This window comes from Amazonocrinis nigriterrae CENA67, assembly GCF_016056305.1.
Taxonomy (GTDB): domain Bacteria; phylum Cyanobacteriota; class Cyanobacteriia; order Cyanobacteriales; family Nostocaceae; genus Amazonocrinis; species Amazonocrinis nigriterrae.
Window position 1 is genome coordinate 29,459 of record NZ_JAECZC010000011.1, and the last position, 17,747, is coordinate 47,205.

Below are 17,747 nucleotides of genomic sequence, written 5' to 3' on the forward strand. Positions count from 1 at the left end.
TCATCTATCTTTGTTAATTGCATCTGGGTGTAATTTTTTGGACAACGCAGTCAAAACTTATGTTTGTGCCTCTCAAATAGAGAGTAGGACTTACGCATTAATAAAAGCCATAGAGCAAGTAAGCATAGACTTGTAATATTTTTAACTAAATCTAATAACACAAAACTCTAGTATGAAGCAGTTAGTGAGAAATTTCATGAACTTAAGGTAATAAATAACACCCCATATTGAAATTACTGATTAAGAATCTTTCCACCTCTACTCTTGGCAGTACCTTGAAAAAGAAAGTAGGGAGTAGGAAGTGGAAGAGGAAACCTTTATTATGTTCATTTATGGGATTTTGTCGTGAATGACTGAGTTGCAAAAAAATCGCTGCAAATCCCTCCACAATTTGATACCCTAGCTTAAACAGATTTGAGAAAATTGAAAGCGTGGAAATTCAACTTGGGCGGGGGAAAACAGCTAAGAGAGCATATGGAATTGATGAAATTGCTCTAGTCCCCGGTAACAGAACACTCGATCCGAGTTTGGCAGAAACTAAGTGGCGGATTGGCAATATTGAGCGAGAAATCCCGATAATTGCCAGTGCGATGGATGGTGTGGTAGATGTTCGCATGGCTGTACGTTTGTCACAGTTGGGAGCATTAGGCGTACTAAACTTAGAAGGTATCCAAACTCGATATGCTGACCCAGACCCGATTTTAGATCGGATTGCCTCTGTGGGGAAAGATGAATTTGTTTCCCTGATGCAAGAACTCTATGCCGAACCAATAAAACCGGAATTAATTGCACGACGTATTCAGGAAATTAAACAACAAGGCGGCATTGCGGCGGTGAGTGCAACTCCAGCAGGCGCAAGTAAATATGGTGAGGTAGTCGCCAAAGCTGGAGCAGATTTATTTTTTGTACAAGCTACGGTAGTTTCTACTGCACACCTGTCACCAGAATCTGTAGTGCCATTAGATTTGGCAGAATTTTGCCGTTCCATGCCGATTCCTGTGGTGTTAGGAAATTGCGTAACTTACGAAGTAACTTTGAATTTGTTAAAAGCTGGGGCGGCTGCGGTATTAGTAGGGATTGGCCCTGGCGCAGCTTGTACATCCCGTGGAGTTCTGGGTGTGGGTGTGCCTCAAGCAACAGCGATCGCTGATTGTGCTGCTGCGCGAGATGAGTACTTCCAACAGACAGGTAATTATATCCCTGTGATTGCTGATGGCGGTTTAATTACTGGCGGGGACATTTGCAAATGCATCGCTTGTGGTGCTGATGGTGTGATGATTGGTTCACCCTTTGCCAGAGCCGCCGAAGCCCCAGGACGGGGTTATCATTGGGGGATGGCAACTCCCAGCCCAGTATTGCCCCGTGGTACTCGCATTCGCGTTGGCACCACTGGTACTTTAGAGCAAATCCTCACAGGCCCCGCAGCATTAGACGATGGCACTCATAATCTTTTGGGAGCCTTGAAGACTAGCATGGGCACATTAGGAGCTAAAAATCTCAGAGAAATGCAGCAAGTTGAAGTTGTGATTGCTCCTTCCTTATTAACCGAAGGCAAAGTCTATCAAAAAGCTCAACATTTAGGTATGGGTAAATAAAGGGACTAGGGAATAAGAAATAGGGAATAGGGAATAGACAATGGGAAATAACTTTGTCACCACACCCCATCCCCCATCCACCATTATCAACTTGAAATGCTTAAGGAAATTTTTCCAGACTCTTAAACAATCCCTGGAAAAATCATATATGTCGCCTACAATAGAAATAGCGGAGACGCATGTTTCCGTTCACTCCTCACACCACACTCCGCCCGGACTACTGTTCGGGCGGTTCCTTATGTTTGTTCCTGATGTTTGTGAATAAATTCTAGAGCTTCTTTGCAAATGTACATCCTTCACTTCCAAGCTGCTGTTTTTGCTATGGTAGAATTTTCACGAAACTCAGAAATATAATTGGCAAAGGTTTTTAGGCATGTCAACAGCCACAGAAGTTACAGATTCTACTTTTAAGGAAGAAGTACTAGAATCCGGCCTACCAGTTCTAGTTGACTTTTGGGCGCCTTGGTGCGGCCCCTGCCGGATGGTAGCTCCTGTTTTAGAAGAAATTGCCCAGCAATACGCAGGTCTATTAAAAGTTGTGAAAGTCAACACTGATGCAAATCCTAATGTTGCTAGCCAGTACGGTATTCGCAGCATTCCTACTTTAATGATTTTTAAAGGTGGGGTAAAAGTTGATATGGTCGTCGGTGCCGTACCTAAATCTACATTAGCTTCTACTCTGGACAAGTATCTTCCAGAAACTAAATAGGCAGTAAAGTCCTTTTGATTTGTCTGTTTGCTTTAGCCTTAGGTAAATATTTGCAACAAATTTGCGAGACGCGAAACTTCGCGTCTCAAAAATGCTTTTTACCGTGGTCAAGAGTATCGAGTTATCATTGTTAAACCAATATGTTATTCCTTGAGAGGTGTCCTTTAAATATTACGCCCTAAGTCCCTCAGTTAATTCTGTTGACTAGGATTATGGACTAAAAAAACCTCGAAGTAATTGTTAATTGCATACCAAAATTAGATAAAATGTAATGCCATTGTGGTGGCAGTTCTCATGACTTCATCTGCGTCGTTTGACACATTAGAGTCTCTCCAGGCGGATATAGCTGAATTAATTGATCGCTTACCGACATTAAAAAATCGGCAATATATTCAGCAGGCACTTGCTACTATATTGCGTCTGGCAGATAGTGATATTGATCGTCTTGACTGGAAGATATTGTCGGCCTCTCTAGCAGATATGGAGCGAGGTTTCCAGCTGTTTTATAATTACCGACACGTCCGCAAAGTCACTATCTTCGGTTCTGCTCGCCTTTCGCCACAAACCCCAGAGTACCAAATGGCGCTTGAGTTTGCTCGTGCTGTGACGCAATTAGGATTCATGGTGATGACAGGTGGTGGTGGCGGCATCATGCAAGCGGGACACGAAGGTGCTGGGCGAGAAAATTCCTTTGGTTTAAACATTCATTTGCCGTTTGAACAGCAGGCAAACCCAGTGATTGAGGGCGATCCGAAGCTCATTCATTTTAAGTATTTCTTCACGCGGAAGTTATTCCTCCTCAAAGAAAGCGATGCTGTCGCTTTGTTCCCTGGTGGATTTGGCACGCAAGATGAAGCCTTTGAGTGCATGACATTAAGTCAGACAGGTAAATTTGGCCCTGTACCTGTGGTTTTAATCGATCACCCTAATGGTGATTACTGGCAGTCTTGGAGCAAGTATATTGATCAGCATCTGGTGCAAACAGGCCTTGTGAGTCCTGAAGATCCCAGCCTCTACACGGTTACAGATAACCTAGAAGTAGCTTGCAATGCAATTACCCGTTTTTACCAGGTTTATCACTCTAGCCGCTATGTAGGGGATCAGTTGGTAATTCGCCTGACCTCAGGTTTATCAGATGGTGAGGTCGAACAACTGAATACTGAGTTCAGCGATATCCTTGTGAAAGGACAGATTCAAAAAAGTCAGGCCTTGCCTCAAGAAAATCAAGATGAAACTGTTGGTCTACCACGGATAGTTCTATACTTCAATCAACGTGACTTGGGGCGCTTGTATCAGATGATCGCCGCAATTAACCGAATGGGTACACCTTCTGTTGAAGATAAGGCGCATCCAGAAAGGAAATAACTACTATAATATCGATTCGGTAATCCTCAAAATTGGCTGACTTGAAGATACTTTGTAACGCCACTTGCAAAGGCTGTCTGGCGACCGAACGTACTGGCGAGTCTTGGTGTCTTAGTGGTAAAAAATTAAAAAACCACAAAAGACACAAAGACACAAAGAGTTTTTATTGGTTCTACTGTCTTAACTTATGTGACTACGGCTATATTTAGTGTACTAGTTGCGTAATTGCAGTATTGGTTATTCATGAATAGCCAATACTGTAGTATTGCGTAACTTTTAAAAATTAATGTTATCCAACTAACTTACAGATGCGAGAAACACTAGTTCTTAGAACTGAGTGCTGATCATCATAAAAAAAGCATGTATATTAGCACAGTAAATAATGTCTTAAATCTTAAATAGGGGAACAAAACATGCTGGAATTATTGGGTTCAGGATTGGTTTCTCTCTGGCTGGAAATGGCTGGAGTACAAATCAAGCCTTCAGATGCATTTAATGCATTGGCTTGGCAAAGTAGCCCTGGTTTGGTTCTTGCTCCTGATCCAAATCCAGCTGGGAATAATACAGTGACTGAATATTTTAAGGGCTTAATTACATCGAAATTGGTGCCTGAGAATCTGATGCCGAGTCAGGGAATTTGGATGCAGTCAGGGCCGATGCTGATGGCTAATCATCAAGGTACAACACCTCTGCCAGCTGCTTCTTTAACTAAGATTGCCACTTCACTAGTTACTTTGAAAACTTGGGGCCCAGACCATCAATTTCAGACTTTGGTTAGCGCTACAGGGCCAGTGGTGAATGGAGTATTGCAGGGCGATTTAGTGATTACAGGTGGTGGCGATCCCCTGTTTGTGTGGGAGGAAGCGATCGCCCTTGGTAATACTCTTAACAAAATGGGAATCAAGCAGGTAAAGGGAAATTTGGTGATTACTGGCAATTTCGCGATGAATTTTCAACGAAATCCAGTCTTAGCAGGTCAATTACTCAAGCAAGCATTGAATAGTAAAACTTGGACTCGTCCAGCGAATTTTATTTATTCAATCATGCCCAAGGGAACACCCAAGCCTCAAGTCGTAATTGCGGGTACTGTAAAATTTGAGGCGCAACCAAATCCTCAACAAAGCTTGCTAGTCCGTCATTACTCTTTGCCGTTGCAGAAACTGATTAAGGAAATGAATGTTTTCAGCAACAATGATATGGCAGAGATGTTCGCAGAGTCAGTAGGAGGTGCATCTGTGGTACAGTCTACTGCTGCCAACCTCGCGAGAGTACCTAACTCAGAAATTCAGTTAATCAATGGTTCAGGACTGGGGCCAGAAAATCGCATTTCTCCGAGGGCTGTCTGTGCGATGTTGATGGCGTTGCAACAGGAAGCAAGTGCCCATCAACTCAATTTAGCTGATTTGTTTCCCACATCTGGGTTCGATCATCGGGGAACAGTACACTCAAGACATATTCCCCTGGCTACGGTGATCAAAACTGGCACACTGCACGATGTGAGTGCCTTAGCTGGCGTGATGCCTACACGAGATCGCGGTTTAGTTTGGTTCGCCATTATTAACCGTGGCCCAAATGTATCAGCTTTCCGTGCTGGACAGGACAAGCTTTTGCAAAGTCTTGTGCAAAAGTTACAAGTAGCTACCACCGTCCCCGATATCCTCACTCCCCATTCCACCATCAACTCATTACCTGAACTAGGTGCAACTAGTCGTAATGAAATTTTGTATAGAAGTTAGTTATTTGTTAGTGGTCAGTTGTCAGTGGTTAGTTGTCAGTGGTTGAGTACACCGAAAAGTTCTGCGTTAGCGAAGCTTACCGAAGGTATCGCTAAAAAGGGTAGCTGACGATCAAGTTTTAGGGGAAACGTCAAAATGATGATATTTATGGTCTAGTTAGGTAATCTGAGAGTGGAAAGAAAGTAATTTTTAGAAGTCCCTAATAACTACTGACTACTGACTACTGACTACTGACCATTGACTCTTGACTGGGGAATAATTTCTGTCACTACCCTACCGCTAGATTTACCACCTCTAACAACGATATCTTCAGTTTGTAGATTACCTACGGCTGTTTCACCCGTAAAATTTAATGGCGGATCAACTTGCCGATAAACTACATTTCCCTGTCCTTCTAGTAATTTCTTGTCCAGATACCAAGTGAGTGTTTGAGATTTGAGGGACTGACGACGTTGACCTATAGCGTTGACATTTCCTTTTAAATAAACCGTTTTCTGCGGTATCTTCATTTCACCTTGATTGGCAGTGACCGTCACATTTTCAGCTTGGTGGAACACGCGCACGGGGGAATTTGTAGATACTGTTTCCGTGTTCATATTCCAGGTCATAGACTCACTAACTATTTGCATTGGTGGGTCTAGTAAGACTACCTGGGCATCTTTTTTAAGAGTAGCAACTTTAGTTTTGAGGTTGACTTCCGCAGAATTGCCTTTGCCACGGTCGGTAATTTGATTGTTTTGATAACGGTCAATTTGTATAGGGCGATCGGCAATTAATTTTTCTTGCTTAATCTGCCAAATCAAATGTTCGGTTTGCATTCGCATTTGGGGATCGGCAGAGTTTGCCACTACTTTGCCAGAAAAATCTACACGCTGTTCACGAGTTTTCACTCGCGCTTCCTGCGCCACTGCTTGTAGTTGTTTATGGGTGCCGTTGAGTTGATTGCGGACAATCAATAAATCTTCTTGGGGACGCCATTCTAATTCATTGCCTTGTAATACAATGCCATTGCTGGGATCTGTAGCGAATATCTTTCCTTTGAGAAACAACTGTTTCCCATCTTGTTCAATATCTGCCTGTTCTGCTTTAATTTGGTAAACTATTTTGCCATCTTGGTATAGTTCACCATATGGATTTTCTGCCTGACCAATTTGTTTTTCTTTAGTATATTTTGCTCGTTTAGCTTGGACTTTCCAAATAGGCCGCCCCGCTTCATCAAACTGTTCTAATGCAACACCAAAAAATGTCAAATTGCTATCTTGGGACGAGGAAGTTGAATTATTGTTTTTAGAAACTGTGGGTAATTTTCCACCACAAGCAACTAAACCAATTAGTAAAAATAAAGTCAAAGGCAGATAATAAAATTTCATACTATGTTGCTTTCATAAATAGTATCTATAAAGAGAAAAGATGAGGGAACAAGCAAACATGATGATTCACTTTCATCGCCCTCATCTCCCTCATTCTTTAGTTACTATTTTTGATGGCAATGTTCCTGCTTTTTTGATGTTTGATAGAAAATTGGTAAAATAACATCATTTCCTTATGGTTCAGGAGGAATTGACAACCGTCAATTTTGGTAATAGGAAATCAGGAATTAAAACTTATTTTCCCATTCCCTATTCCCGATTCCCTTGCAGATGAAGTTTTTCATGAATCTTGGATTTCCAATTGTTCATCAATATCTCGCGGGTCTTCCAAAAAACCCATAGTGGATAAAGGTCGATATGGATAGCTTTGACGTGGGGTTTTTTGAATATCTTCTTTGATGGCTTCTAAATCAATATAGCGATCGCTAACATTGATTAAGCTATCACTTGTCATTGAGCGCAAACTGACTACTTCTACCCGCACACCGCGATAGCTGACTGAATTTACCGCATATGCTAGATCCCCATCGCCACTGACTAAAACTGCGGTATCATAGGAATCTACCAAAGCCATCATGTCTACGGCTATTTCTACATCCAAATTCGCTTTTTTAGAACCATCTGGTAGCTGTACTAAATCCTTGGCAATCACTCGGTAGCCATTACGACGCATCCATAGTAGAAATCCCTGTTGCTTCTCGTTTGTCCGGTCTACTCCTGTGTAGAAGAAAGCACGCAACAGTCTAGAACCCCCAGTTAATCGACATAGTAACTTGGTGTAATCTATTTCAATGCCTAGTTGCAATGCAGCATAAAATAGATTTGAGCCATCAATAAATATGGCTACACGCCCCCGATTCTCTAAAACTTGTTCAGGCGTAAATATTGAATCGTTTTCCAAATTATTCAACATTGTTGTCATACCTCGGTTATTATCCTTGTTAGTTTTGATACAAAATTCCAAATTTGACATGCTAGAGCGGTTTATGATAATTTTCTGGGGCTAATATTTTTCAGCCCCATAAAATTTTTTGACAAGAGAATAAGAAATTGAACAAAATCAGATATTGAGCGATTAAAAGGACTAATCGTTTTTAAGGAGTTCTATTCGCTTAAAAATTGGTCGGGGTGTACCCAAGTGTTGTTTACTAGATAGTACTCCCCATGTTGCATGGGTAGAAAAAGGAGCAGTAATTGCAGTATCTCTTTGATTGTTAAAGTCAATTCCAAAGCCCAGCTGCTGATAAATATCACTACTGATATTCGGAATCACTGGAGACAGAAGATAAGCTGCTAGTCTAACAGATTCGAGAACTGCGTAAAGTACTTTTTCTACTTCCTGCTGCTGCCCTTGTTTATATAATGACCAAGGAGCTTGGTCGTCAATAAACTTATTGCTGGCTTGCACAAGCAAAAGGATTGCTTCGCAAGCTTGACTGAAAGCTAGCGCTTCATAGGCTTGTTTTACCTGTTCCCCCAGAGGTAAACCAATCGCTTTCAGAGGATTTTCGGCAGAAATGGCTTCATGGGCAATTGACAGTACATCTCCAGCACAGTATTTTTTCACCATGTTCAAGGTGCGATTTAACAAATTGCCTAAATCATTTGCCAAATCTGCATTCAGAACATTAATGAATCTAACTTCATTAAAATCGCCATCTTTGCCAAATTCGATTTCCTTAAGGAAGTAATAACGAACGGCGTCACTACCATAGCGTTGAACTAGGGCGACGGGATCAAGAGTATTACCTAAAGCTTTACCCATCTTCTGACCATCTTTGGTCAAAAAGCCATGTCCAAATACCCGTTTCGGCAAAGGTAAGCCAGCTGACATTAGCATTGCTGGCCAGTAGACTGCATGGAAACGTAGAATATCTTTACCAATTAGGTGCAAGTTTATCGGCCACCATGTCGCTAAGGCATTTGCTAAAGTCGGTTCTGCATCTGGTTCTAATAATGCCGTTACATAACCAAGCAGTGCATCAAACCAGACATAAAGGGTGTGATTGGGGTCAGTTGGTACTGGAAAACCCCAGTCTAGATTTACTCGCGAAATTGAAAAGTCTTGCAATCCCTGCTCTACAAAGTTTAAAACTTCGTTACGGCGACTTTCTGGTTGGATAAAATTTGGTTGGGATTGATAAAACTCTTGCAGTTGTTCTTGATATTTGGATAAGCGGAAGAAGTAGTTTTGTTCGTCTCGCCACTCGACTTCTTTGTTAGTATGAATGGGGCAACGATGCCCTTCTAACAATTCTCGTTCTTCCTTAAATTCTTCGCAAGATACGCAGTACCAGCCTTTCTGTTGTCCCTGATATATATCGCCTTTTTCCCAGACTCTATAGAAGAATTCTTTCACAATTGCTTCGTGACGAGTGGCAGTAGTGCGACTAAAGCGATCATATTGAATATTCAATAACTGCCATAAGTTGGCAAAGCTGGGCACAATTTCATCACAAAACTCTTGTGGTGCTTTGCCTACACTTTCTGCCGATCGCTGAATTTTTTGCCCGTGTTCATCTGTACCTGTAATTAACAATACTTGACGACCCAAAAGCCTGTAAAAACGGGCTATCACATCTGCTGCCATTGTTGTATAAGCACTGCCGACGTGAGGGACATCGTTTACATAATATAACGGTGTTGTCAGTGCAAATGTCTTTTCTGTTTTATCCGCTAAATTCATACAAAATAACAAAACAATTTATTAAAACGTTTTTTGACTTTAAATAGCAAAACCACGCAATTATATAACATTAGCCCCATTTTTTCAAACTTTACTATCATGCTAGCAAATTTATAGATAAGAGAATTATTTTGTAATTATCTATAAATCTACCTAGTTTCAGGGCAAAACACGAAAATTAAGTACTAATAATCATTTTGAATGGTTTCTATTATATGGATTGTGGCTGCAAGTACAGAACACGAAAACCAGAAAAGTTAACTGTCTGTGTGAATAGAACATTTCTACCTTAGGGTGGTCATGGTAATAGTAAAGAAATGTAAAATTTAAATCAAGATAAACTGAGATATTTTCTGAAAAATATACTGATTAGGTATGAGTCTAAATAGTCCCCTGGATTTTTCCCGCACTTTCTTAGCGGCGATGTCAACACGGATGTTCTGCTATTACCAAGACCGCATTCCCCAAGATGCGAGTTTGTTAGTAGTCAGCAATCATCGCAGCTTTATGGATGCACTGGTTTTGATGGCGGCGCTGTCAAGTCCAATTCGTTTTGCTTGCCATCATTACATGGGTCAAGTGCCGGTGATGCGGGAGTTTGTGACAGAACAACTAGGGTGCTTTCCTCTGGAGGATACCCAAAACCGTCAACAAAGCTTTTTTGTGCAATCACAGATATTATTGCGCTCAAAGCAGATGGTGGGAGTATTTCCGGAAGGAACTAAGCCGATGGTGAAATTTACCCAGCCAAATCATCTGGGTGAATTTCAGCGGGGGTTTGCTCATTTGGCATTGCGGGCTGATGTGCAGGATTTAGCTATTTTACCGATCGCCATCGCCTCCTTAGAAGAAGTAAACACTAATGGTTTTCCCTTGAGACTATTGAGTTTATTCGATCCTTCTGAACCTTTGTTTAATCAAGCTGGTTGGCATCCCTTAGTGATATATCGTCGGCTTGCCGTATTAATCGGTCGTCCTTACTGGATTACCCCCCAACATCAACAGAAATATCATGGCAAACAAGCAAAAACTGTTGTCGCTGAACTGACAGAACACTGCTACAGTGAAATTGCCCAGTTACTACATCAAGGTTGTTATTAACGAGTTGTAACTTGTTTATGTGACAACTACAACTAAAAGGTATAGAAAACATACCTTTATATACCTAGAGTAATATATGAAGGACAAGCGCAGAAATTATGTAACTAGTTTTCTGGAATTAATTCGGCTTTTTTGCCGACAAACTAATTATTATATTAGTTGTGCTAAATTGATTTACCCTTGAGTCATCAAGCTATATTCAATTTAGTTTTTCCTTACCAAGGTCTGATTTGATCAGACTTGTAAACGCAGTATACCATTGCGAAGCTAGTCTGATCTCAGACTGACAAAGTATTAGTTTCGTATAAGTAAAACCCTATCAGAGCTATAAATTTAACTGAATTAATTGAAATTTTCCAATGCCAGAAATTGAGCTAAAACCGTGTTTCCTGACTCCTAAACGAGTACAACTAGAGTATCCGTTGTTTGTGTATTTGCCAGGAATGGATGGAACTGGTCAACTATTGCGATCGCAAACTGCGGGATTAGAAAGAGGCTTTGACGTGCGCTGTTTGGCGATCCCCAGGAAAGACCTGACTAGTTGGGAGGTGTTAGTCGATAACGTCTTGGACTTAATATACGCAGAATTAGAAAAAAGCTCCACTAGGCCAGTTTACTTGTGTGGCGAGTCCTTTGGGGGCTGTTTGGCGATGAAAGTAGCAATCAAAGCGCGGCTTTTGTTTAAGCGAATTATCCTAATTAACCCAGCTTCAGCCTTTCAACTTCGCCCTGTGTTAAATTGGGCATCTCAACTAACTTACTTAGTGCCAGAATGCCTTTATGATGTTGGTGCAGTGGGATTGTTGCCATTTTTAGCATCTTTGGAACGCATGACAAGAAGCGATCGCCATGAGTTACTGAAAACAATGCGTTCTGTACCACCCGAAACAGTGCATTGGCGGTTATCTTTGCTAAGAGAGTTTGAAGTTGATGAAAACCAGTTACGTCACCTCAAACAACCTGCTTTGTTAATTGCTGGTGCTAGGGATCGGCTTTTACCTTCTGTGACTGAAGTCAGGCGGATAGCAAATATTTTACCCAACGCCAAGATAATCGTATTGCCTGAGAGTGGACACGCCTGCTTATTAGAGAAAGATATTAACCTCTATGAAATTCTCAAAAGCCAAAAATTTATAGAAACTAAGCTTGATAAAGCTAAGGGGCTAGAGGTCAAAGGATAAAGTTAAGGTGAAAGGCAATGTCTGTTGACTTGCAACTTTAAGTCTACGCATTTTTTCTACAAATTTAAGAAAGCCTTGTAAGAAATAGAATTTATTGACTCCTCTAAAAGCATTATTTATAAGGCTTTTAGATATCAGTGACTGCTCAACTTCCTTGCTCGGTCGCAGTTCATTTCAATAAATAAATTTTTTAACTTGCTATCATTCGTCTAATACAACACGATATTACTTTACGCTGAAAGATTTTCATCTTCACTAAAACTGAGCAAATTTGTTTCTAAATCATAGAAAAAATGTAATCCGCATCCACCAACTTTGCCCATAGCATCTTTATATTTATGTAACCATTGCTTCATTTTGTCTAATCCTGTTTCTACTAACTGGCTTTTTACCAAGCTCACACAAGTTCGCGGTACTGGATAAACAGTAATTGACCATTTTGGTTCATACCAACCATACTCTATTGCTTTATTAGAGCTAGTCAAGCTAACTAATTGATGTGAATAAGTAACGCTCAAAACTTTCGCAGGATTTTTAATCTTATGTGGTTCTTGACAGGAATCATAAAAAGCAATGCTAAGTTGGTCTAATTGAGGTGTTTCTAATAGTGCCTTTGATAATATTCCAGCACTAATAGGGTAGGACATCAAGCGTGAAAGTTTATTTTTGTATTTTGTAGGAATCATGTACTTGATTTGCAATTTAGATTAAATATATGATTAAAAATTCTTTAGAGTATGAGTTCAGCCTTATGTGTCTTAAGAAATTTTAGGCTAAACATTATAATGCTACGACAGCACAGTAAGTTGCTAATCAAAGATTAGGAAGCTAAAATCCGGCTCTCCTTTAATAAGTAAGCAACTACTAAGAAAAAGTTTTTGATTAATGCGTACAAAACAATAGCTGTTGAGGTTCTTAGCCGCCAATGTGTCGCACCTTGATTGCTTGATTGTGGCTATTGCTTTAGCTCATCAGTTGCTTTCAACCCCTGCTCAAATTCGTCAATAGCTTGAATTGAATCCGAGATTGTCAGACATCGCTCTAGCAAAGAAATGTCTAATTCTGGCAGTATCTCACTTTTAGAGAGAGCTTCATACCCATAAGTATCAGGATAAACAGTGGCAAGCTCAGTTTGGGAATTGTCCCGTAGATGGTATAACTTAAACTGGTTTCTCTCCCAAAACCAGACTTCTGCAACTCCTAATCTTCGGTAGATTTCCAGTTTGCTGACATTACCACTAGTCAAAACTACTTCTATAGCTAAATCTGATACTTTTTTCTCTTCACCTATGCAGTAACACTCATCTGGTTCTGCACCAGCTTTTTTTGCTTTGTTTTTAAAAGTAGAACTTCCCATAGGTACAAACCGAATGCGCTTGCTGTAGAAGAAACGCTCTAACAGCATCCCTAAATTCGTTTTGATTTTTTCATGTCTGATTGATGGCGACACGATTTCTAATATTCCATCTAAATAATTAACACGGTAATGAGAGTTGTTTTCTAGTTTCGCTAGTAGCGATTCATAGCTTTCCCAACTCACACCACTACTGATAAACCTTTCTTCTGGGTCGTTACCATGACCCAATTCTGGTTCATCAATTAGTTCTTTAAGACTGCTGACCATTGTCATCTCTCCTGTTACTTTTTGAGATCAAGGTGAGTTCTGCATTTATTTCATGCTGATTTCTCCATAACATCTGTTTAGATATTATCGCCAAATAAAGCGATCGCTCTGACTTTGACCTCGCAATAGAGATTACAGCATTGCCCAACCTTAGATGCCTAAAGTGTATACCATTGAAAGATGTCAAGCGACTCACGCTTTGGCTACAACCTGAATAGCAAGACTTTCAGGACAGTGCTTAACAATGTTAGACAAATCCCAAGAAAAAGCAGAGGTGAAGTCATCAGTTAATTCACCTACAAAACCATCAGAAGTAGAAATCAAGGTTCAACCATCAGTAGCAGACAAACCCTCTGTATTTGAGTCTTTGGCAAAAAATGTTGCTCAAACTGGCAAAGGATTTGTTGACACAGCCGTAGGAGTGGGTTCAGCTGCGGCAAAACAAACACAAAAGTTAATTGAGCAAACAACTCAAACCACTGGTAGAGTCGTCAATCGTCTGAGTGAAAATTGGCTAATTCGTAAACTATCTGGGGTATTAAATTTAAATTGGCTGATTGGTTCTACCAATGTTGTTGATTTAGAAAAAGCAGAAGCAGCAGTCAACACACTCAAGCAAAAATATCCCCGTGAATCACCAAGTCAGATTTCTCACCGCATCATGGTAGAAAAAGCAACCAAAGCAGGAGGGATCGGATTAGCAACTAGTATTTTGCCAGGAGTAGCGACAGCATTATTCGCAATTGATTTAGCAGCAACAACAGAATTACAGTCAGAAATGCTTTATCAAATTGCATCTGCCTATGGCTTAGATTTAAAAGACCCTGCTCGCAAAGGTGAAGTTTTAGCAATTTTTGGTTTAGCATTGGGTGGCGGTCGTCTTTTGAAAGCTGCGGGATTAGGCTTACTGCGAAACGTGCCTTTTGCTGGTGCAGCGATCGCTGCCAGTTCAAATGCGACAATGATTTATTCGTTGGGGTATGCAGCTTGTCGATTTTATGAAGCCAAGCTAGATGCATCCGTATCACTGGCATCACCGCAGACACTAACAACTTTAAAACAACAGAGTGAACAATATCTAGAAACAGCGATCGCTCAACAATCGGTAATGGATCAAATTTTAGTTCACATGATCCTTGCTAGTCATCCAGAGAAGACTTGGGAAGAAATTTTACCAGAGTTGCAAGCTATAAATCTCAGTCCTAGTTCCTTGGATGTAATTGCCCAAAATATTAAATCGCCCCAGCCTTTAGAAACACTGCTGAATCAGTTGAACCGTGATTTTGCCATACCTTTATTGGCACAGTGTGAAAAAATTGCCAAGCTTGACACTCAGGTTACACCAATTGAACACGAGATTATTCAAGCGATCGCCAACAAATTTGATATTGATCTAAAGTCAATAGTCAATAGTCAATAGTCAAGAGTCAATAGTCAGTTGTTATTCTCCCTCATCCCCTCGCCCCTTAGCCTGAAAAAAGAATTTTGAGCAATACTGGTACAAGAAGGAATATTTACACAAAATCCCAACATGGCAATTCAACCTAGTGATACGCCTTTATTAGAATGGGCGGGTGATACTTTAGCAATTGGATTATTTGAAGATGCTGTAGACTTCACCGATGAACTAGCGACTTTAAACGAGAAGTTTGGCGGCATTTTAAAAGAACTGGTTGCCGAAGAAAAATTTACAGGCAAAGCCAACAGCACCATTTTCACTCGTGTGGGTGCTGGTAGCTCAATTAAGAAAGTGATTTTCGTAGGTTTGGGTAAAGCAGAAGCGCTAAAATTAGACACTGTGCGACGTGCTGCTGCTGCTGTAGCCAAAGTAGCGAAAAAGCAAAAAAGCAAAACTTTGGGCTTGAGTTTGCCATTATGGAATAATGATCCAGCGGCAACAGCCCAAGCGATCGCAGAAGGAATACAACTAGCACTTTACCAAGATACTCGCTTTAAGTCTGAGCCAGAAGATAAAGATCCAGAAATAGAAAGCATAGATTTACTAGGATTTTCTGGACAAGAAGCAGCCATTGCCCGCGCCAATCAAATCGTGTCAGGTGTAATTTTGGCAAGGCAGTTAGTAGCAGCACCAGCTAATGCAGTCACACCAATTACCTTAGCCGAAACCGCGCAAGCGATCGCAAAAGACCACGGTTTGCAATTAGAAATTCTCGAACGGGAAGACTGTGAAAAGTTGGGCATGGGTGCATTTTTGGGAGTTGCCCAAGCTTCAGACTTGCCACCAAAATTTATTCATCTCACTTACAAACCAGAAGGTATACCTAAGAAAAAACTGGCAATTATAGGTAAAGGTTTAACCTTCGACTCTGGCGGACTTAACATTAAAGGTGCTGGTAGCGGCATCGAAACCATGAAAATGGATATGGGTGGCGCAGCTGCTACCTTGGGTGCAGCCAAAGCAATCGGTCAATTAAAGCCAGAGGTTGAAGTACACTTTATCTCGGCGGCCACTGAGAATATGATTAGCGGTCATGCCATGCACCCTGGTGATATCCTCAGAGCATCTAACGGCAAAACCATCGAAGTCAACAACACTGATGCTGAGGGACGTTTGACTTTAGCAGATGCTTTAGTCTTTGCCGATAAATTAGGATTAGATGCGATCGTCGATTTAGCCACCTTGACTGGTGCTTGTGTGATTGCTTTAGGCGACGACATTGCCGGTTTGTATACTCCCGATGATGCCGTAGCTTCCCAGCTAGAGAAAGCTGCTGAAACATCAGGGGAAAAAGTGTGGCGGATGCCAATGGAAGAAAAATATTTTGAAGGATTAAAATCCGGCATTGCCGACATGAAAAACACCGGGCCACGTCCTGGTGGTTCCATTACCGCAGCTCTTTTCCTCAAGCAATTTGTCAAAGATACCCCTTGGGCGCACTTAGACATTGCTGGGCCAGTGTGGGCAGATAAAGACAATGGCTACAACAACGCTGGCGCAACCGGTTACGGCGTTCGTACATTGGTTAACTGGGTGCTTGCTGAATAGGTAATAGGTAATAGGTAATGGGTAATGGGTAATGGGTAATGGGTGATGAGTAATAGTAAAATCCAATTCCCAATTCCCAATTAGCAATTCCCAATTACCAATTACCAATTCCCAATGCCCAATTCCCAAATTCATGCTATCTTGGGCTAGCCATCAAAACCTGTTGCAATAATGACAAGCGTAATTTGGCTGTCAGAAAGTTACGGTTTTTCAGCAAAGCCATCTGGTAAAATTTGTAAGGTTTCTAGAAGCTCTGAGCGATGAGATCGACTGGCGTACGGATAGCAATTGACGCAATGGGAGGGGATCATGCACCCGGAGAAATCGTTGCTGGCGCATTGCGAGCAATGGAAGAGTTGGGTGTAAAAGTCCTGTTGGTGGGCGATCCCCAGCAAATTGAAGCTGCGTTGCCACCAAAAACGAATATGGAGCAGGTAGAGATCGTTCCTGCCCAAGAAGCGATCGCTATGGATGAGGAGCCTTTAAACGCAGTTAGGCGTAAACGCAAGGCTTCCATTAATGTAGCGATGGATTTAGTTAAAAATCAGCAGGCAGATGCTGTGTTCTCTGCTGGCCACTCTGGGGCAGCAATGGCAGCAGCTTTGCTCCGCCTGGGACGATTGCCAGGAATTGACCGCCCAGCTATTGGAACGGTTTTTCCCACGATCATCGCTGGCAAACCAGTAATGATACTTGATGTCGGCGCTAATGTAGACTGCCGCCCTAAGTTTTTAGAGCAGTTTGCAGTCATGGGGACAATCTATAGTCAATGCGTCTTGGGTACAACCGAACCCAAGGTAGGTTTATTGAATATCGGTGAAGAAGATACTAAGGGTAATGAGGTAGCTCTCCGCGCTCACCAACTGCTGCGGGAAAATCCCCAAATTACTTTTATTGGTAATGCCGAAGGGCGTGATGTGCTTTCCGGTAACTTTGATGTAATTGTATGTGATGGCTTTGTAGGCAATGTGTTATTAAAATTTGCCGAAGCCGTTGGAGAAGTGATTCTGCAAATATTGCGCGAAGAATTACCCCAAGGATTACACGGTCAAATCGGCACGGCACTTTTAAAACCCAACCTCAAACGAATTAAGCAACGAATGGATCACGCAGAACATGGTGGTGCTTTACTCTTGGGCGTAGCCGGAATTTGTTTTATCGGCCACGGTAGCTCTCAAGCACCCTCAATTTATAATGCCATTCGTATGGCAAAAGAAGCTGTGGATAATCAGGTACTGCAACGACTCCAGTCGCAATATCAAATCCTACAGCAAGACAATGATTAGCAATCAGCACTAGGCAGTCAATAGTCAATCAATAGTCAAAAATTCAGCTATCCCGTATTGAATTTGCACTTTTGGGCAGTAAAAATG

The 17,747-nt window shown here is 41.4% G+C and carries 13 protein-coding genes and 1 pseudogene; 9 read left to right on the plus strand and 5 right to left on the minus strand.

Translation table 11 applies throughout. The features are described from left to right. The first annotated feature begins 431 nt into the window (after positions 1-431). From I8748_RS08790 to I8748_RS08805, 4 genes and pseudogenes are all read left to right on the plus strand, one after another. A complete protein-coding gene (locus tag I8748_RS08790; protein WP_198124245.1) occupies positions 432-1,595 on the plus strand; it encodes a GuaB3 family IMP dehydrogenase-related protein in 1,164 nt (387 codons plus the stop codon). Positions 1,596-1,947: 352 nt separating this feature from the next. After that, positions 1,948-2,304: pseudogene (gene trxA, locus I8748_RS08795) on the plus strand (thioredoxin); the annotation flags it as partial. 294 nt (positions 2,305-2,598) lie between these two features. Then, positions 2,599-3,669, plus strand: a complete 1,071-nt coding sequence (locus I8748_RS08800; protein WP_198124247.1) for an LOG family protein — start codon at positions 2,599-2,601, stop codon at positions 3,667-3,669. 413 nt (positions 3,670-4,082) lie between these two features. Beyond that, positions 4,083-5,405: a D-alanyl-D-alanine carboxypeptidase gene (locus I8748_RS08805; RefSeq protein WP_198124248.1), complete on the plus strand. Its 1,323-nt coding sequence runs from the start codon at positions 4,083-4,085 to the stop codon at positions 5,403-5,405. A gap of 227 nt (positions 5,406-5,632) precedes the next feature. On the opposite strand, the gene lptC is transcribed toward I8748_RS08805, so the two are convergent. From lptC to metG, 3 genes are all read right to left on the minus strand, one after another. Then, a complete protein-coding gene (gene lptC, locus I8748_RS08810) occupies positions 5,633-6,775 on the minus strand; it encodes an LPS export ABC transporter periplasmic protein LptC (RefSeq protein WP_198124249.1) in 1,143 nt (380 codons plus the stop codon). 280 nt (positions 6,776-7,055) lie between these two features. Next, complete coding sequence (locus I8748_RS08815; RefSeq protein WP_096557354.1) at positions 7,056-7,688, minus strand: LabA-like NYN domain-containing protein; 633 nt, start codon at positions 7,686-7,688, stop codon at positions 7,056-7,058. Positions 7,689-7,859: 171 nt separating this feature from the next. Next, entirely contained in the window at positions 7,860-9,461 is a 1,602-nt protein-coding gene (gene metG, locus I8748_RS08820) for a methionine--tRNA ligase (RefSeq protein WP_198124250.1), read from the minus strand. A 375-nt stretch (positions 9,462-9,836) separates the two neighbouring features. Between metG and I8748_RS08825 the strand changes: the two genes are divergently transcribed. Further along, on the plus strand, positions 9,837-10,562 hold the full coding sequence (locus I8748_RS08825; protein WP_198124251.1) for a lysophospholipid acyltransferase family protein: 726 nt from the start codon (positions 9,837-9,839) through the stop codon (positions 10,560-10,562). 359 nt (positions 10,563-10,921) lie between these two features. Next, a complete protein-coding gene (locus I8748_RS08830) occupies positions 10,922-11,743 on the plus strand; it encodes an alpha/beta fold hydrolase (RefSeq protein ID WP_198124252.1) in 822 nt (273 codons plus the stop codon). Positions 11,744-11,973: 230 nt separating this feature from the next. Here I8748_RS08830 and I8748_RS08835 read toward each other — a convergent pair whose 3' ends face one another. Further along, the gene (locus tag I8748_RS08835; RefSeq protein WP_198124253.1) at positions 11,974-12,429 is read right to left on the minus strand and encodes a hypothetical protein; all 456 of its coding nucleotides are present in this window, start codon (positions 12,427-12,429) and stop codon (positions 11,974-11,976) included. A gap of 269 nt (positions 12,430-12,698) precedes the next feature. Continuing rightward, on the minus strand, positions 12,699-13,367 hold the full coding sequence (locus tag I8748_RS08840) for a Uma2 family endonuclease (RefSeq protein WP_198124254.1): 669 nt from the start codon (positions 13,365-13,367) through the stop codon (positions 12,699-12,701). Positions 13,368-13,611: 244 nt separating this feature from the next. Here I8748_RS08840 and I8748_RS08845 point away from each other — a divergent pair, with 244 nt between their 5' ends. From I8748_RS08845 to plsX, 3 genes are all read left to right on the plus strand, one after another. Continuing rightward, positions 13,612-14,787, plus strand: coding sequence for an EcsC family protein (locus I8748_RS08845; RefSeq protein WP_198124255.1), 1,176 nt, complete (start codon positions 13,612-13,614; stop codon positions 14,785-14,787). 111 nt (positions 14,788-14,898) lie between these two features. Beyond that, positions 14,899-16,374, plus strand: coding sequence for a leucyl aminopeptidase (locus I8748_RS08850; RefSeq protein ID WP_198124256.1), 1,476 nt, complete (start codon positions 14,899-14,901; stop codon positions 16,372-16,374). A 260-nt stretch (positions 16,375-16,634) separates the two neighbouring features. Further along, complete coding sequence (gene plsX, locus I8748_RS08855; RefSeq protein WP_198124257.1) at positions 16,635-17,660, plus strand: phosphate acyltransferase PlsX; 1,026 nt, start codon at positions 16,635-16,637, stop codon at positions 17,658-17,660. Positions 17,661-17,747 lie beyond the last annotated feature (87 nt).